The organism is Buchnera aphidicola (Macrosiphoniella sanborni), from assembly GCF_005080885.1.
GTDB classification, from domain to species: Bacteria; Pseudomonadota; Gammaproteobacteria; order Enterobacterales; family Enterobacteriaceae; genus Buchnera; species Buchnera aphidicola_AU.
Genome location: NZ_CP034864.1, coordinates 407139 through 423184, shown reverse-complemented (window position 1 = coordinate 423184; position 16046 = coordinate 407139). Strand labels below are relative to the sequence as shown.

Sequence of the window (16046 nt, the reverse complement as noted above, 5' to 3'; positions counted from 1 at the left end):
ATATTATAAACTATAATTTAAAAAAACATTAAAGATATAAAATAATATCTTTTATTTTTATGTTATATTTTATAATATGTTTTTAATATTAACATATAATCAATTAAGTGAGATTAAATGACATTTGAATTAGTTGGTGAATCTTTATTAATTAATAATCAAATAAATTATCAAGATGTTTTTATGGCTTTAGAAGATCTTTGTACTCGTAACATAGATTATGGAGATTGTTATTTTCAATCTCATATTTATGAATCTTGGTTTTTAGAAGATAGTATTATTAAAGAAGGTACTTATCATTCAGATCAAGGTGTAGGAGTCAGAGCAGTTAAAAATACAAGTACAGGTTTTGCATACGCAGATCAAATATCTTTAGAATCTCTAAGAAATAGTACTAATAAAGCATGTAGTATTATTCCTATGAAAGGTGTAAGAAAAAATAAAAAATTATCAAAAAAACAAAATCCATTTTATTATAGTAACATCAATCCTTTAGAAACATTTTCTGCAAAAGAAAAAATTGATCTTCTTTATAGAGTAGATCGTATAGCACGCAGTATTGATAATCGAGTTAAAGAAGTAAATGCTAACTTAACAGGGTCATATGAATATGTTTTAATTGCATCTACAGATGGTAATATAGTTGCTGATATAAGACCATTAGTACAATTTTCAATTAATGTTGTAGTTGAAGATCATGGAAAAAGAGAACGTGGTCGCAGTGGTGGAGGCAGTCGTACTGACTATAATTATTTTTTAAATAAAGATGATATTTCAAATGAAATTCGTATTGAAAATTGGTCTAAAGAAGCTGTTCGTATAGCTTTATTAAATCTTTCTTCTAAAGAAGCTCCTTCTGGAACTTTTCCAGTGATTTTAGGATCTGGATGTCCTGCTGTTTTACTACATGAAGCAGTTGGTCATGGTTTAGAAGGTGATTTTAATAGAAGAGGAACTTCTATTTTTACTAACATGATAGGGAAAAAAGTTGCATCTGAATTATGTACTATTATTGATGATGGAACAATAAAAAATCATCGTGGTTCTTTAACCATTGATGACGAAGGTACGCCAGGTCAACGTAATATTTTAATCGAAAATGGAATATTAAAAAAATATATGCAAGATAAATTAAATGCACGTTTAATGGGAATGAAATCTACTGGAAATGGACGTCGAGAATCTTATTCATGTTTGCCTATGCCTCGTATGACTAATACTTTTATGCTATCAGGAAAATCTAAAATAGATGATATAATCAATAGTGTTGATTATGGAGTATATGCAGTAAATTTTTCTGGAGGACAAGTAGATATTACTTCTGGGAAATTTGTATTTTCTACATCAGAAGCATATTTAATCAAAAAAGGAAAAATTTTAACTCCTATTAAAAACACTACATTAATAGGATCAGGTTTGGAAATCATGCAAAAAATATCTATGGTTGGAAATGATTTAAAAATGGATGAAGGAACGGGTCTATGTGGTAAAGATGGTCAAAATATCCCAGTAGGTATAGGTCAACCATCTATTAAATTAGATAATTTGACTATAGGTGGTACTATTTAATTGTCAGAAATATATCATTTTGTGTAATTTATATATTAAAAAATAATGCAGTCAAGGATAGTGTCATGACTGCATATTTATATTAATTTAATCTTTCTTTAATACGAGCGGCTTTACCAGTACGATTTCTTAAATAATATAATTTTGCTTTTCTAACTAAACCTTTTCTTTTAACAATAATTTCATCGATACTATGCGAGTGTGTTTGAAAAACTCGTTCTACACCTTCTCCATTAGATATCTTACGAACTGTAAATGATGAATTTAAATGACGATTTTTTATTGCTATTACTATTCCTTCAAAAGATTGAATTCGTTTTTTTGAGCCTTCTATTACCCATACTTTCACTTCTACAGTATCTCCAGATCTAAAGATGGGTATATTTTTTTTTATTTGCTCTTTTTCTATTTTTTGAATTATATTAAGCATTATTTCCTCATAAAATTAGAAAAATAAAATTTCAAACATATTTTTTTTTATTTTTTTTTTTAAAATCATATAGTAATTTTTTTTCTTCCTTACTTAGTATTTTATCTTTTAAAAGATCAGGACGTTTTATCCATGTTTGTCCAAGAGATTGTTGTAATCGCCAAAGGCGAATTTTTTGATGATTTCCAGATAATAACACGTTTGGGACAGACATTTCTTTTATAGTTCCTGGTCTAGTATAGTGAGGAAAATCAAGAAGATTATTAGAAAAAGAATCTTCTTGAATTGATTTTTGAGTTTTAATAACACCGGGAATTAATCTAGAAATAGCATCAATCATTACCATAGCAGCTAATTCTCCCCCGCTGAGTATATAGTCTCCAATAGACCATTCTTCATCTACTTGATCATCAATAATACGCTGATCTATCCCTTCATATCGACCACATATAAAGATAATTTTTTTCTTTGTTATTAATTTTTTTATATCTTTTTGTTGAAATATTTTTCCTTGAGGAGATAAATAAATAACAGTAGAATATTTAAACAGAGATTTAGCATATTGAATAGCTAAATATAATGGTTCGAAGCTCATTAACATACCTGCGCCTCCTCCATAAGGACGATCATCTATAGATTTGTATTTATTCTGACTAAAATCTCTTAAATTTAAAAATGTTATATTAATAATTTTTTTTTGAATAGCTTTTCCAATAATACCATAACGAATCAGTGCATCAAATATTTCAGGGAAAATTGTGATAATGTTAAAATATATTAAAGAATCATAATGTATTTTTTTCATTTAGAATATGTCATTTTGTTCCATTGAACTATTATTAGTTTATTATTAATTTTTATATTTTTTATTATTGTATTTTCTACAAACGGAATTAGAATATTTTTTTTTGATATTTTGAATGGATTTTGTATGATCAGAATATCATTATTTTTAGTTCTAGTTAACTCAATGACTTTTCCAAGATAATTTTTATCAATGTTGAATACTTGACAATTAATAATATCGGTCCAATAATAATTATTTTTTTTTAATTTAGGTAATGTATATTGACTAATTATTATATCTGAATTAGTAAATTTTTTAATTATTGAACGATTAGAAATTTCTTTGATATGTATAATAAAATTATTTTTATATTTTTTCCAATCATCGACTATTATTTTAGTCCATTTTTTTTCTTTATAAAAAAACCATGGTAGATAACTGAATATTTTTTCTTTTTCTTCTGTAAAAGAAAAAATAGTTATCCAACCTAATATTCCGTAAGATTTACCTACTTTTCCAATTAATAATGGTTGAATAGGTATATTAATATTATTTTTTATAAAATAACCTCTTTTTTATTAAATAATTTTATTAATTTTTTACTTCTTTCTGACATTTGAGCTCCTTGATTAATCCAGTATTGAACTCTTTCTAAATTTATTTTAAGCGTTTCAGATTTTCCTTTAGCAATAGGATTAAAAAAACCTATTCTTTCAATAAAACGACCGTTTCTAGGAAAACGACTATCTGCTACTATGATTTTATAAAAAGGACGTTTTTTTGTTCCATATCTTGATAAGCGAATTTTAACCATATTTTAACTCTTTAATAAAAGTTGTGAAAAGATATGTTTTTATAATAAAAAATGATTAACATTTTAAAATTTAAATATAAAAAATATTTTTATATAGTATTTAGTATTTTTAAAAATTTTTAGGTAACATATTTTTGATACCTCGCATGACTTTTGATATGCCACTAGTTTTAATTTTTTTTATAATTCTACGTATATCATCAAAATTTTTTAATAATTTATTTACATCTTGTATTTTTGTTCCAGATCCTAAAGCTATTCTTCGTTTTCTTGATCCTTTAATAATCATTGGTGTATTTCTTTCTTTAGGTGTCATTGAATATATCATAGCTTCTATTTTTTTAAATGTATTTTTATCTGTTTTTAATAAAGATGGATTTTGAGATAATTGATTATTTAAAGAAAATTTATCTATAAAATAATTTAATCCTCCTATTTTTTTCATCTGTTTGATTTGTACTAAAAAATCATTCAAATTAAAATCATGACCTTGTTTTATTTTTTTTGTTAGTTTTTGAATATCTGATTTATCTACTTTTTCTTCAATATCTTCAATAAGAGATATAATGTCATTCATACCTAAAATTCTATCAGCTATTCTTTCTGGATAAAATACTTCTAGAGATGTAATTTTTTCTCCTGTTCCTATAAATTTAATTGGTTTACCAGTAATGTACCTCATTGATAAAGCAACACCACTTCTAGAATCACTATCTGTTTTTGTTAAAATTATACCAGAAATTAATAATTTATTATTAAATATTTCTGCCATATTTATAGCATCTTGACCCATCATAGAATCTACTATTAATAGTGTTTCAATAGGTTGTGATATTTTCTTTATTTCATATAGTTCATTCATCATATTTTCATCAATATGAAGACGTCCTGCTGTATCAATTAAAACAACATCATATAATTTTAATGTTGCATATTGTATTGCTTGTAAAGTTATTTCAGTAGGTTTTTGATGAATATAAGACTGAAAAAAATCTACTTCAATTTGATGAGATAATATTTCTAGTTGTTTAATAGCAGCAGCGCGATAAACATCAGTGGATACAATTAATATTTTTTTTTTATGTTTGTCTTTAATCCATTTTGCTAGTTTGGCTAAACTAGTAGTTTTTCCTGAACCTTGTAAACCAATTAATAATACAATAGCAGGTGGTTTAATAGATAAATTTAATGCATTATTTTTTTTTCCCATAGTAAAAACTAATTCATTTCTAACGATTTTAATAAATTCTTGTCCAGGAGTTAAACTTTTATTAATTTGATGACCAATAGATTTTTTTTTAACATTTTCTATAAATTTTTTTATTACTGATAATGCTACATCTGCTTCTAATAAGGCTTTTCGTACTTCTCGTATAGTATCAGAAATATTTGCTTCTGTAAGTCTACCTTTATTAACAATTTTTTTAAAACTGCTTGATAGACGCTGAGTTAAATTTTTAAACATTATTTATTACTCACATTAGTATTTTTAATATTTAATATTCTACTAAATTTTTGAATTTTTAAAAAAGTTAAGGCATTGTGATAATTTTATTATCATGAGGATAACGACCTAAAATTTTTATGAATGTAGTAAATTTTTTAATTTTTTCAAGAATCTCGTTTATTGTTTGTGACGATAGATTTAATTGCAGATCAATATAAAATATTTGTTCCCATGAATTTTGATCTGATATTTGAGAGGTAAGCTGTTTCATAATAATTTTCTTTTTTTGTAATGTAAACAATAAATTAGAAAGATCTTTTGATTGTTTTTCTATAGTAAATAGTAAAGTTGTTTTATTAGATTTTTCTTTATCAATTTCAATAGTTTTTTGATGTAATATAATAAATCTTGTAATGTTTTTTTCTTCATTTGCTAAATTTCTAGATAATATTTTTAATCCGTAAATTTTACCTCCTATTTCACTACCTAATACTGCATTGTTATCTTTATTATCTTCAGAAACTTTTTTCATAGCATCTGCTGTGCTTTTAGTATATTTTATTTTCCATTTTGGAAATTTTTTTAAAAAATTACTACATTGTTTAAATGGTTGAGGATGACTATATATATTTTGAATTTTATCTATTTCAACGTTTTTATGTCCAAGTAGACAATGATTAATTAAAATATTAATCTCTCCGACAATGAATAAACTAGTGTATTTTAAAAAATTAAAGACTTCATTGATAGCACCAGAACAAGTATTTTCAATTGGTAAAATAGCATAATCTGATTGATTATTTTCGACTGATAAAATGACTTCTTCAAATGTTGAGCATGCTTTTATATTGTATTTTTGAAAAATATGATTTGCATATTTATGAGCAGCAATATAAGAATAGGAACCTTGAGGTCCAAGAAAAGAAAAACTAGCATGAATTGGATTTTTATTAATAAATTGTTTTAGTATTTTTTGTTGAGTTAAAACTGATTCTTTAATAATTAATTGAAAGAGTTGTATTATATATTTAGGTTTAAGATCATTTTTTTTTGCTAAAATAGTTAGTTTATTTAGCATATTTTTTTCTCGTTCTAAATCTCTTATTTCTTTTTTATTTTGTATCTTAGATTCAGCGATTTTTAATACTAAATATTTTCTTTCTGCTAATAATTTTACAATTTTTTTATCAATATTATTAATTTGTTCACGAAAGAAAAATAAAGAATTCTCAGTAGGCATAATCTATTACCTATAAAATAATAGTGTATTAAATATATAAAATAATTTTTTTATGAAAATTTTAATTAATATATAATAAAGTATATATAATTTCTTTGGAAATATAGTTAACGTAATAAAGTGAATTTTACTAATACTATATATTTTCTATATATTTTATTAATAAAACTTATTTTATTAATAAAACTATAGAAATATTCTAAAAAATTTTTAGTAAAATATATTTACTATATCTTATTAATTTCAATGATAGTATTATTTTCTATATAAATTATATTTAAGTGAGTTTGATATGAAAACATTTTCAATAAAATTAAATGATATTAAAAGAAATTGGTACTATGTCGATGCTACTAATAAAATATTGGGTAGGTTAGCAAGTGTCTTATCATCTTATTTAAGGGGGAAATATAAAACTGAATATACCCCGTATCTTGATACTGGTGATTATATTATTGTTATAAATGCTTCAAAAATATTAGTTACAGGAAAAAAAAAGATTAATAAAATATACTATCATCATACAGGTTATGTTGGTGGTATCAAGCAAGCTAGATTTGAAGAAATAATAGCATCACATCCAGAGAGAATAATAAAAAATGCTGTAAAAGGTATGTTACCTAAAGGTCCTTTAGGACGTGCTATGTTTAAAAAATTAAAAGTATTTTCTGATGAAACCCATAATCATATTGCTCAATGTCCTAAATTATTAAATATTTTATAAAAGGTATAAAAAAATCAATGATTGCTAATGAAAATTATGGCACTGGTCGTCGAAAAAGTTCTTCTGCAAGAGTATTTTTAAGATCTGGTAATGGAGAGATTTTTATTAATAAACGTTCTTTAAATGACTATTTTGGTCGTAAAACTTCTTGTATGATTGTTCGTCAACCGTTAGATTTAGTTGATATGACAGATAAATTTAATATTTATATTACAGTAAAAGGTGGAGGTATTTCAGGTCAAGCAGGTGCTATTCGTCAAGGTATTACTCGTGCTTTAATTAAATATAATCCATTATTTCGCTTTGAATTAAGAAAATCTGGTTTTGTAACACGTGATTCACGTCAAGTAGAACGTAAAAAAGTAGGTTTTAGAAAATCTAGAAAACGTCCACAATTTTCTAAACGTTAAAATTTAAAAATATGGTGTTTACATTCAAGAGAACTTGGTTTTTTAAAACCGAGTTCTTTTTTTATTTTTCTAAATATTGACTGATATCAAAACATAATTTTTTCATACTGTTTTTATCTAGAGATGAAATTAAATAATATTGATTTGGTATTTTAAAATTAAGTTGAATTTCATAAATAATTTGATCAATTTCTTGTTGACTTAATAAATCAGTTTTATTAAATACTAGCCATCTTGGTTTTTTATATAGTTCTAGACTATATTTTTTTAATTCATTTAAAACTATCTTGATATTGTCTTTTGGATGATAATTATTTTGTGGAACCAAATCAACTATATGAAGAAGTAATTTGCATCTAGTTAAGTGTTTTAAAAAATGTATGCCTAATCCGCAACCATACGATGCTCCTTGAATAATACCTGGGATGTCCGCTATAATGAATTTTTTATTATTGTTAGTCACGCAACCTAAAATAGGATTTAATGTTGTAAATGGATAGCTTGCTATTTTTGTTTTAGCACCAGAAATATTTGAAACTAAAGTTGACTTTCCAACATTAGGCATTCCTAATGTTCCAACATCTGCTATTAACATCAGCTCCAGTTGTATTTCTCTTGTTTCTCCTTTTTGACCTAATGTATATTGTGTAGGTGTACGATTTGTTGAAGATTTGAATCTAGCATTACCTAAACCATGCCAGCCTCCTTGAGCAATTAATATTTTTTGTTTATGATGAATTAAATCACTAATTTTTTCACGTGTTTGATAATTAATGATTTTTGTTCCCTGAGGTACATATATTTTGATATCTTTTCCTTTTTTTCCAGAGCATTTTTTTCCTGATCCATTTTGTCCATGTTGAGCTTGAAAATTTTTTTTAAATTTTAAATCTATTAGTGTATTTAAATGTCTGTTAGCTTCTATCCAAATATTTCCACCATCTCCACCATCTCCTCCATCTGGTCCTCCTTTAGGAATATATTTTTCTCTTCTAAAATTAACACAACCATTTCCACCATTTCCAGCAATAACTTGTATTATAGTTTGATCAATAAATTTCATTTTTTCTCCATTTTTAATATTTTTTTAATAAGAATATTTAATATTAATATTTTTATTATTAATATTCAGGTAGTTTTTAAAAAATTATTATAAAAGAGATAACCCCTAGAAAAGGGGTTGGTATAAAAAATTATATATTATTTAATTTATAACATTTATAAATGTTCTTTTTTTTAATCCTTTTTTTTTAAATTCCACTTTTCCTGTTACAGTAGCAAAAATTGTATGGTCTTTTGCACAACCTACATTTTTTCCTGGATGAAATTTTGTACCACGTTGTTTAACAATAATACTTCCTGAAGAAATGAGTTGACCTCCAAAACATTTTACACCGAGTCTTTGAGCATTAGAATCTCTCCCATTTCTAGTTGATCCACCTGCTTTTTTATGTGCCATTTTAAAATTCCTTATGTGATATTATTAATATCTATAATTTTTACATCAGTAAAATATTGACGATGACCTTGTTGTTTTTTATAGTGTTTACGGCGATTAAATTTTATAATTTTAATTTTTTTAAAACGACCGTGATGTTTGATATTTGCTTTTATTATTTGATCTTTAACAAAAGGTTCTCCAATTATTACAGAATTATTTTGAGAGATCATTAAAATTTTCTTAAATTCTATAGTTGTGCCAACTGGATAGTTTAATTTTTCTAATCTAACAATTTTATTTTTAATTGCTTTGTATTGTTTTCCACCACTTATAAAAACTGCATACATAAAAACTCCAGTTATATTATTTTAAATTTTACAAAATATGATACTTATATAATTTTTATATCAGCTCCTAATTTATTTAATTTATCAGGAAATGAATCGTATCCTCTAAAAAGATGATGAGCATGATTAACTATTGTTACACCTATAGCAATACAGCTTGCTAATATTAATGTAGCTGATCCCCGTAAATCGCTACACAAAACATCAGAAGATATTAATTTCGGTATACCAAAAGATGTAATAGTATTATTTTTAATTTTTATTTTAGCACCCATTTTAATTAATTCAGAAGCATAAATAAATCGATTTTCAAAAATAGTTTCAGTGATGCTACCAACACCGGTAGAAATTATATTCAATAATGTAAATTGAGATTGCATATCTGTTGGTAATCCTGGATATGGAGCAGTTTTAATATTTAAAGATTTTGGACGTTTTCCTCTCATATCTAATTTAATCCAATCTTTTCCTGTTGTAATTTTAGCTCCAGATTTACTCAAATGAATTAATACATTTGTTAAATGTTTAGGTTCTGTTTTATGACAAATAATATAACCTTTTGAAATTGTCGCTCCTATTAAAAATGTTCCTGTTTCAATTCTATCTGGAATAATTTTGTGTGTCCCACCTTTTAACTTTAATACACCGTGAATATATATTTTTTTACTACCTGCACCAGTGATATTGGCACCTATAGAATTTAAAAATTTTGCAGTATCAATAATTTCTGGTTCGCAAGCTGCATTATCAATAATAGTTAAACCTTCAGCTAATGTAGCAGCACTCATTATTGTAATAGTAGCGCCTACACTAATTTTTTCCATAAAAATATATTTTCCCTGAAAACGTCCTTTAACATGAGCATTAATATAATTTTTATTTATATTAATAGTTGCACCTAATTGAGTTAAACCATGTATATGTAAATCTATTGGTCTACTACCTATTTTACATCCGCCGGGTAAAAATATTTTAGCTTTTCTAAAACGTGCTAAAAGAGGACCTAGAGTCCAAATTGATGCTCTAATTTTATTAATTAAATAATATGGTGCACAAAAAATATTTATTGAACTTGTATCAATGTGAAGTATTTTATCTTTTTTTATTTTAGCCCCTAGATGTATAAGTAATTTTAGAGCTATTTGAATATCAGTTAAATTAGGTACATTACTAATTTTAATTTTTTCTTCTGTTAATATAGTCATAAATAAAATTGGTAATGCTGCATTTTTTGATCCAGAAATAATTACATTACCATTTAAGTGTTTATTTCCTTGTATGCATAATTTATTCATGTATTAATAAATCTCTATTATATTTTTTTGAATAATAATTATTAATTTTTTATTTTTTCCCATTCTTCGTCTGTATAAGAAGTAATAGATACTGCATGAATATGTTTTTCTGTAATCATTGGAATTAAAGGTGCATAAACTATTTGTTGTCGTTTTACTGAACTGAATCCTTTAAATATTTTTCCAATAGCAATGATTTGAACATGTTGATTGTCTCCTGTAACGTATATTTTTGTTAAATCTAATTGTTTTATGAGTAATGATTTGATTTGTTTATTATCCATTTTGAAATCTGCTTGTGATTTTAGTCTTTTTTAATATAAATGATTTTTTAATATTGATGTTATGGAATTTCATGATGATAAATAACATGAGGTTATTAATATTTTAATTGTAAAAGTTCAAAATAGTGAATCTAAATTGTTAAAATTTTGATAAATTGTATTGTTTAATTTAAAATAGATAAGTATATTTTAAAAATATTTTCATAATCTATAAAATTCTATTAAATAAATATTTTTAATACAAAATGCTATCTTTAATATCTCACTTCAAAAATATAAAAATATAATATACGATACATATCATATTTAAAAAAATATAATGTTATTATATATAGTTATCTTTTTATATAGTTATCTTTTAGTTATTTTTAATACTTATAGTTATTTTTAATACTTAGTTATTTTTAATACTTATTATAATTTAACAGGTTTAAAAATTTTAAAAAGTATTTTTTATAAGTTGTTTGAAAATATTGTATCAGTAGAAAAGGAGTATTTGTATTATGATTAATTTAATCCCCATGACTGTGCGAGGTGCAGAAAAACTTCTTCAAGAACTAAAAATATTAAAAACGATAAAACGTCCCCGTATTATTCAAGCAATAGTAGAAGCTAGAGAACATGGTGATTTAAAAGAAAATGCTGAATATCATTCAGCTCGTGAAGAACAAAGTTTTTGTGAAGGAAGAATTAAAGAAATTGAGTTAAAATTATCTAATTCTCAAATTATCGACATAAAAAAAATATCTAATACTGGTCGAGTGATTTTTGGTACTACTGTTACAATTTTAAATATAAACAGCAATGAAATATTTACATATAAAATTGTAGGAGATGATGAATCTGATTTTAAAAAAAATTTAATTTCTATTAATTCTCCAATCTCAAGGGGTCTTATTGGGAAAAAAATTGGTGATATTGAGAATATTTCTACACCTGGTGGAAATGTTGAATATAAGATTTTAAAAATTGATCATATATAGTATGAATAAATGAAAAATACAAATATTTGTTTTATTTAATTTTATAAAAAACATCAATTCAATAATAAAATCAAACTAGTGCAAATATGATTTCTAAAAAAAAAAGAAAAAGTTCTCGTCATTGGCTTTTAGAACATTTGACTGATCCATATGTTAAAGAAGCAAAAAAAAATAATATACGTTCAAGAGCTTGGTTTAAATTAGAACAACTAGATAAAAATAATAAATTATTTAAAACTGGTATGAATATTATTGATTTAGGTGCTGCTCCTGGAAGTTGGTCTCAATATGCCGTGAAAAAGATAGGAACAACAGGTTCTGTTATAGCATGTGACATCTTACCTATAAAACCAATCACAGGTGTTAATATTTTTCAAGGAGATTTTCGTAATCAAAAAATATTAAATAACATGCTAGATTCTTTTAAAAATATTACTTTTAATTTAGTGATGTCAGATATGGCTCCAAATATAACAGGACATTGTTCTATTGATATGCCTCGTATTATTGAATTGTCTAGGTTAGCATTAAAAATATCAAATGATGTTTTATCCAGAAATGGTATATTTTTATTAAAATCATTTCAAGGGGAAGGTTTTAACGAATTATATCAAGAGATTAAGATATTTTTTAAAAAAGTGAAAATCTGTAAACCTAAAACTTCTCGAACAAGATCTCGAGAAATCTTCATTATAGCGACCAGATGATATAATATCTGTGTTGTTTTTTAAATATAGATTGAATGAGAGGTTGTTCCTTTGAGTGACATGGTTAAAAATCTGATCTTCTGGTTAGTTATCACAATTGTATTAATGTCTGTTTTTCAGAATTTCAATACTAACGATGTAAATAATCACAAAGTTGATTATTCAACTTTTTTATCCGAAGTGAATCAAGATCAAGTTCGTGAAGCATATATTAATGGACGTATGATTAGTGTTATAAAGAAAGATAGTAGTAAATATACTACCTATATTCCCATTAATGATCCTAAACTTTTAGATAATCTTTTAACAAAAAAAGTCAAAATTATTGGAGCAATTCCAGAGGAACCTAGTCTTCTTATCTCAATTTTTATTTCTTGGTTTCCTATGTTATTGTTAATTGGGGTATGGATTTTTTTTATGCGTCAAATGCAAATAGGTGGTGGAAAAGGTGCAATGTCGTTTGGAAAAAGCAAAGCACGAATGCTATCAGAAAATCAAATTCAAACTACTTTTGCAGACGTTGCTGGATGTGATGAAGCAAAAGAAGAAGTTAGTGAATTAGTTGAATATCTTAAAGAACCTAGTCGTTTTCAAAAATTAGGAGGAAAAATCCCTAAAGGTGTGTTAATGGTTGGTCCACCTGGTACTGGTAAAACATTACTTGCTAAAGCAATAGCTGGAGAAGCTAAAGTTCCCTTTTTTACGATTTCTGGTTCTGATTTTGTTGAAATGTTTGTAGGTGTTGGTGCTTCTAGAGTTAGAGATATGTTTGAACATTCTAGAAAATCTGCACCATGTATAATTTTTATTGATGAAATTGATGCAGTAGGTCGTCAAAGAGGAGCAGGATTAGGTGGTGGTCATGATGAAAGAGAGCAAACATTAAATCAAATGTTAGTAGAAATGGACGGTTTTGATGGGAATGAAGGTATTATTTTAATAGCTGCTACTAATCGACCTGATGTTTTAGATCCAGCTCTTTTACGCCCAGGTCGTTTTGATCGTCAAGTGATTGTTCCTCTTCCAGATATTCGTGGAAGAGAACAAATTTTAAAAGTACATATGAGAAAAGTACCTTTATCTAAAGATGTTGACCCTATGATTATCGCTCGTGGTACACCTGGTTTTTCAGGTGCTGACTTAGCCAATTTAGTGAACGAAGCTGCTCTTTTTGCAGCTAGACTTGATCATCGTGTAGTCTCTATGTTGGAATTTGAAAAAGCTAAAGATAAAATGATGATGGGTTCTGAACGCAGATCAATGGTTATGAGTGAATTTCAAAAAGAATCAACAGCATATCACGAAGCTGGACATGTTATTATTGGAAGACTAGTTCCCGATCATGACCCTGCACATAAAGTAACTATTATTCCAAGGGGCCGTGCATTAGGTGTCACGTTTTTTTTACCTGAATCAGATACATTAAGTATTAGTCGTCAAAAATTAGAAAGTCAAATATCTACTTTATACGGTGGTCGTTTAGCTGAAGAAATTATTTATGGTTCTAAAAATGTATCTACTGGGGCTTATAATGATATTAAAGTTGCTACTAGTTTAGCACGAAATATGGTAACACAATGGGGGTTTTCAGAAAAGTTAGGGCCTTTATTATATGCAGAAGAGGAAGGAGAAATATTTTTAGGTCGTTCTGTAGCTAAAGCAAAACATATGTCAGATGAAACAGCTAGAATTATTGATGAAGAAGTTAAACTATTAATTGAAGTAAATTATAAAAGAGCACGAAATATTTTAAATGAAAATATTGACATATTACATGCAATGAAAGAAGCATTAATAAAATATGAAACAATTGATGCATTTCAAATAGATGATTTAATGGAAAGAAGAGAAGTCCGTAAACCTATAGGATGGATTGAGACAGAAATTAATAAATAGTTTTTAATTGAGAAATATAAATATATTTTATATAAATATTTTTAAAAATATTTATTTTTTAATGTTTAGTATTCTTTCATTGAAAATATCTTAAAATAAGATGAAGTGACAAAGGTATTATAACTTCATCTTGTTTTTAATATTAAACTAATATAAAAATATTTTTAATAATGATACAGGGATAAATAGTCATGACTCTTTTAAAATATTTTAAAACAGATGGAATTCGCGGAAAAGTAGGACATCATCCGATTACACCAAATTTTTTATTAAATTTAGGATGGTCAATTGGTACAGTGTTGGGAAAAAATAAGAATAAAAAAATAATTATAGGAAGAGATACACGCATTTCTGGATCTATGTTACAGTCTATTGTAGAATTCGGAATTTTATCTACAGGAGTGTCTACTTTATTAGCTGAGTGCATCCCTACTTCAGCGATTGCGTATTTTACAAGATTTTTTAATGCTTCTGGTGGTGTTGTAATTTCTGCTTCTCATAATCTTTTTTATGATAATGGTATAAAAATTTTTTATAAAAATGGAATTAAATTAACTAAAAAAATTGAATTGAATATTGAAAATTATATAAATGATACTTTTTGCTATTCGAATATTAATCACTTTGGTTTTTCTCAACATATAATTAATCCTGAAAGGCAATATATAAATTTTTGTAAAAATACTTTTCCTAAAAATATAAATTTATCATATTTCACTATTGTTTTAGATTGTGCGAATGGTGCAACATCTAATATAGCATCAAAAGTTTTTCAAGAATTAGGTGCGAAGGTAATCACAATTTCTGCTAATCCTAATGGAGTGAATATAAATGAAAATTCAGGATCAACTAATACTGTACAATTAAAAAAAAGGGTTTTGTTAGAACAAGCTAATATTGGATTAGCATTTGATGGTGATGGAGATCGAGTAATTATGATAGATCATTTAGGAAATCAAATAAATGGAGATCAAATAATTTATATTATTGCAAAAGAATATTTAAAAAATAAACAATTATTAGGTGGTGTAGTTGGAACTTTAATGACTAATATTGGTCTAATTTTAAGTTTAAAAAAATTAGGAATTCCTTTTTATCAAGCAAAAATAGGAGATCGTAATATATATCAAAAGATGAAGGAAAAAAAATGGATACTAGGAGGAGAACAATCAGGTCATATTATTTTATTAGATAAACATTCTACTGGAGATGGAATTATAGCAAGTTTACAAGTATTTTTAAGCATGATTAATAATAATACGTCTTTATATCATTTAACACATGAAATAAAATTATTTCCCCAAGTTTTGTTAAATATCTCTTTAAAAAATAAAAAAAAATTTTATCAACATGTAAAAATAAAAAATATTCTTAATAAATATCAAGATATTTTAGGAAAAAATAGTCTTGTTTCCATCCGTGAATCTGGAACAGAACCATGTGTGAGAATTATGGTACAAGGTGAGAATTATTCTAAAGTGCATGAATTATCTCAATATATTTCTGAGACGATTAAATTACTGTGACAGTATTAAAAATATTTGTTATATAAAAATATTTTTTTAATATGTTATAGTCATTAATATTTTATAAAATTTACTTTTTTTGATATTATTATATCAATAGATGTTTGTTTTGATAAAATTATTAAATTAATATTATTTAAAAAATT

The 16046-nt window shown here is 25.4% G+C and carries 18 protein-coding genes; 7 read left to right on the top strand and 11 right to left on the bottom strand.

Translation table 11 applies throughout. The features are described 5' to 3' along the window. Positions 1 to 117: 117 nt before the first annotated feature. Positions 118 to 1569: a metalloprotease TldD gene (tldD, locus tag D9V74_RS01880; protein WP_158362773.1), complete on the top strand. Its 1452-nt coding sequence runs from the start codon at positions 118 to 120 to the stop codon at positions 1567 to 1569. Between the two features lie 82 nt (positions 1570 to 1651). On the opposite strand, the gene rplS is transcribed toward tldD, so the two are convergent. From rplS to D9V74_RS01850, 6 genes are all read right to left on the bottom strand, one after another. Next, on the bottom strand, positions 1652 to 1999 hold the full coding sequence (gene rplS / locus D9V74_RS01875) for a 50S ribosomal protein L19 (protein WP_158362771.1): 348 nt from the start codon (positions 1997 to 1999) through the stop codon (positions 1652 to 1654). A gap of 31 nt (positions 2000 to 2030) precedes the next feature. After that, positions 2031 to 2804 (bottom strand): tRNA (guanosine(37)-N1)-methyltransferase TrmD, encoded by a 774-nt coding sequence (gene trmD / locus D9V74_RS01870; RefSeq protein ID WP_158362769.1) that lies wholly within the window; start codon positions 2802 to 2804, stop codon positions 2031 to 2033. Then, positions 2801 to 3346, bottom strand: a complete 546-nt coding sequence (gene rimM, locus D9V74_RS01865; protein ID WP_315984293.1) for a ribosome maturation factor RimM — start codon at positions 3344 to 3346, stop codon at positions 2801 to 2803. Before rimM ends, trmD begins: the two co-directional genes overlap by 4 nt. Further along, positions 3343 to 3600 carry a 30S ribosomal protein S16 gene (gene rpsP / locus D9V74_RS01860; RefSeq protein WP_158362767.1) on the bottom strand — a complete coding sequence of 86 codons (258 nt, stop codon included), beginning with the start codon at positions 3598 to 3600 and terminating at the stop codon, positions 3343 to 3345. Before rpsP ends, rimM begins: the two co-directional genes overlap by 4 nt. Positions 3601 to 3709: 109 nt before the next feature. Next, positions 3710 to 5065 (bottom strand): signal recognition particle protein, encoded by a 1356-nt coding sequence (gene ffh, locus D9V74_RS01855; RefSeq protein WP_158362765.1) that lies wholly within the window; start codon positions 5063 to 5065, stop codon positions 3710 to 3712. 67 nt (positions 5066 to 5132) lie between these two features. Beyond that, positions 5133 to 6287 carry a chorismate mutase gene (locus tag D9V74_RS01850; RefSeq protein ID WP_158362763.1) on the bottom strand — a complete coding sequence of 385 codons (1155 nt, stop codon included), beginning with the start codon at positions 6285 to 6287 and terminating at the stop codon, positions 5133 to 5135. A gap of 292 nt (positions 6288 to 6579) precedes the next feature. Between D9V74_RS01850 and rplM the strand changes: the two genes are divergently transcribed. Then, on the top strand, positions 6580 to 7011 hold the full coding sequence (rplM, locus tag D9V74_RS01845) for a 50S ribosomal protein L13 (protein WP_158362761.1): 432 nt from the start codon (positions 6580 to 6582) through the stop codon (positions 7009 to 7011). 17 nt (positions 7012 to 7028) lie between these two features. Next, complete coding sequence (rpsI, locus tag D9V74_RS01840) at positions 7029 to 7421, top strand: 30S ribosomal protein S9 (RefSeq protein ID WP_158362759.1); 393 nt, start codon at positions 7029 to 7031, stop codon at positions 7419 to 7421. Positions 7422 to 7482: 61 nt separating this feature from the next. Here rpsI and cgtA read toward each other — a convergent pair whose 3' ends face one another. The 5 genes from cgtA to D9V74_RS01815 all read right to left on the bottom strand — a co-directional run bounded on the left by cgtA (position 7483) and on the right by D9V74_RS01815 (position 10788). After that, entirely contained in the window at positions 7483 to 8484 is a 1002-nt protein-coding gene (cgtA, locus tag D9V74_RS01835) for an Obg family GTPase CgtA (protein WP_158362757.1), read from the bottom strand. A gap of 141 nt (positions 8485 to 8625) precedes the next feature. Beyond that, the gene (rpmA, locus tag D9V74_RS01830) at positions 8626 to 8880 is read right to left on the bottom strand and encodes a 50S ribosomal protein L27 (protein WP_158362755.1); all 255 of its coding nucleotides are present in this window, start codon (positions 8878 to 8880) and stop codon (positions 8626 to 8628) included. An 11-nt stretch (positions 8881 to 8891) separates the two neighbouring features. Further along, positions 8892 to 9209, bottom strand: coding sequence for a 50S ribosomal protein L21 (rplU, locus tag D9V74_RS01825; protein ID WP_158362753.1), 318 nt, complete (start codon positions 9207 to 9209; stop codon positions 8892 to 8894). 44 nt (positions 9210 to 9253) lie between these two features. Further along, positions 9254 to 10504, bottom strand: a complete 1251-nt coding sequence (gene murA, locus D9V74_RS01820; protein WP_158362751.1) for a UDP-N-acetylglucosamine 1-carboxyvinyltransferase — start codon at positions 10502 to 10504, stop codon at positions 9254 to 9256. Positions 10505 to 10545: 41 nt separating this feature from the next. Next, positions 10546 to 10788: a BolA family protein gene (locus tag D9V74_RS01815; protein ID WP_158362749.1), complete on the bottom strand. Its 243-nt coding sequence runs from the start codon at positions 10786 to 10788 to the stop codon at positions 10546 to 10548. 503 nt (positions 10789 to 11291) lie between these two features. Between D9V74_RS01815 and greA the strand changes: the two genes are divergently transcribed. The 4 genes from greA (at position 11292) to glmM (ending at position 15900) form a co-directional block, all read left to right on the top strand. Next, complete coding sequence (gene greA, locus D9V74_RS01810; RefSeq protein WP_158362747.1) at positions 11292 to 11771, top strand: transcription elongation factor GreA; 480 nt, start codon at positions 11292 to 11294, stop codon at positions 11769 to 11771. Between the two features lie 86 nt (positions 11772 to 11857). Further along, the gene (gene rlmE / locus D9V74_RS01805) at positions 11858 to 12478 is read left to right on the top strand and encodes a 23S rRNA (uridine(2552)-2'-O)-methyltransferase RlmE (protein ID WP_158362745.1); all 621 of its coding nucleotides are present in this window, start codon (positions 11858 to 11860) and stop codon (positions 12476 to 12478) included. A 60-nt stretch (positions 12479 to 12538) separates the two neighbouring features. Next, positions 12539 to 14374 (top strand): ATP-dependent zinc metalloprotease FtsH, encoded by a 1836-nt coding sequence (ftsH, locus tag D9V74_RS01800; RefSeq protein ID WP_158362743.1) that lies wholly within the window; start codon positions 12539 to 12541, stop codon positions 14372 to 14374. 191 nt (positions 14375 to 14565) lie between these two features. Beyond that, a complete protein-coding gene (glmM, locus tag D9V74_RS01795; RefSeq protein WP_158362741.1) occupies positions 14566 to 15900 on the top strand; it encodes a phosphoglucosamine mutase in 1335 nt (444 codons plus the stop codon). Positions 15901 to 16046 lie beyond the last annotated feature (146 nt).

Bases quoted from the DNA above. Each gene is read 5' to 3' on its own strand.
- trmD (WP_158362769.1), bottom strand. From the start codon at position 2,804: ATGAAAAAAATACATTATGATTCTTTAATATATTTTAACATTATCACA.
- tldD (WP_158362773.1), top strand. From the start codon at position 118: ATGACATTTGAATTAGTTGGTGAATCTTTATTAATTAATAATCAAATA.
- D9V74_RS01815 (WP_158362749.1), bottom strand. From the start codon at position 10,788: ATGGATAATAAACAAATCAAATCATTACTCATAAAACAATTAGATTTA.
- rlmE (WP_158362745.1), top strand. From the start codon at position 11,858: ATGATTTCTAAAAAAAAAAGAAAAAGTTCTCGTCATTGGCTTTTAGAA.
- murA (WP_158362751.1), bottom strand. From the start codon at position 10,504: ATGAATAAATTATGCATACAAGGAAATAAACACTTAAATGGTAATGTA.
- cgtA (WP_158362757.1), bottom strand. From the start codon at position 8,484: ATGAAATTTATTGATCAAACTATAATACAAGTTATTGCTGGAAATGGT.
- glmM (WP_158362741.1), top strand. From the start codon at position 14,566: ATGACTCTTTTAAAATATTTTAAAACAGATGGAATTCGCGGAAAAGTA.
- rpsP (WP_158362767.1), bottom strand. From the start codon at position 3,600: ATGGTTAAAATTCGCTTATCAAGATATGGAACAAAAAAACGTCCTTTT.
- ffh (WP_158362765.1), bottom strand. From the start codon at position 5,065: ATGTTTAAAAATTTAACTCAGCGTCTATCAAGCAGTTTTAAAAAAATT.
- D9V74_RS01850 (WP_158362763.1), bottom strand. From the start codon at position 6,287: ATGCCTACTGAGAATTCTTTATTTTTCTTTCGTGAACAAATTAATAAT.
- rplU (WP_158362753.1), bottom strand. From the start codon at position 9,209: ATGTATGCAGTTTTTATAAGTGGTGGAAAACAATACAAAGCAATTAAA.
- greA (WP_158362747.1), top strand. From the start codon at position 11,292: ATGATTAATTTAATCCCCATGACTGTGCGAGGTGCAGAAAAACTTCTT.
- rplM (WP_158362761.1), top strand. From the start codon at position 6,580: ATGAAAACATTTTCAATAAAATTAAATGATATTAAAAGAAATTGGTAC.
- ftsH (WP_158362743.1), top strand. From the start codon at position 12,539: ATGGTTAAAAATCTGATCTTCTGGTTAGTTATCACAATTGTATTAATG.
- rplS (WP_158362771.1), bottom strand. From the start codon at position 1,999: ATGCTTAATATAATTCAAAAAATAGAAAAAGAGCAAATAAAAAAAAAT.
- rpsI (WP_158362759.1), top strand. From the start codon at position 7,029: ATGATTGCTAATGAAAATTATGGCACTGGTCGTCGAAAAAGTTCTTCT.
- rpmA (WP_158362755.1), bottom strand. From the start codon at position 8,880: ATGGCACATAAAAAAGCAGGTGGATCAACTAGAAATGGGAGAGATTCT.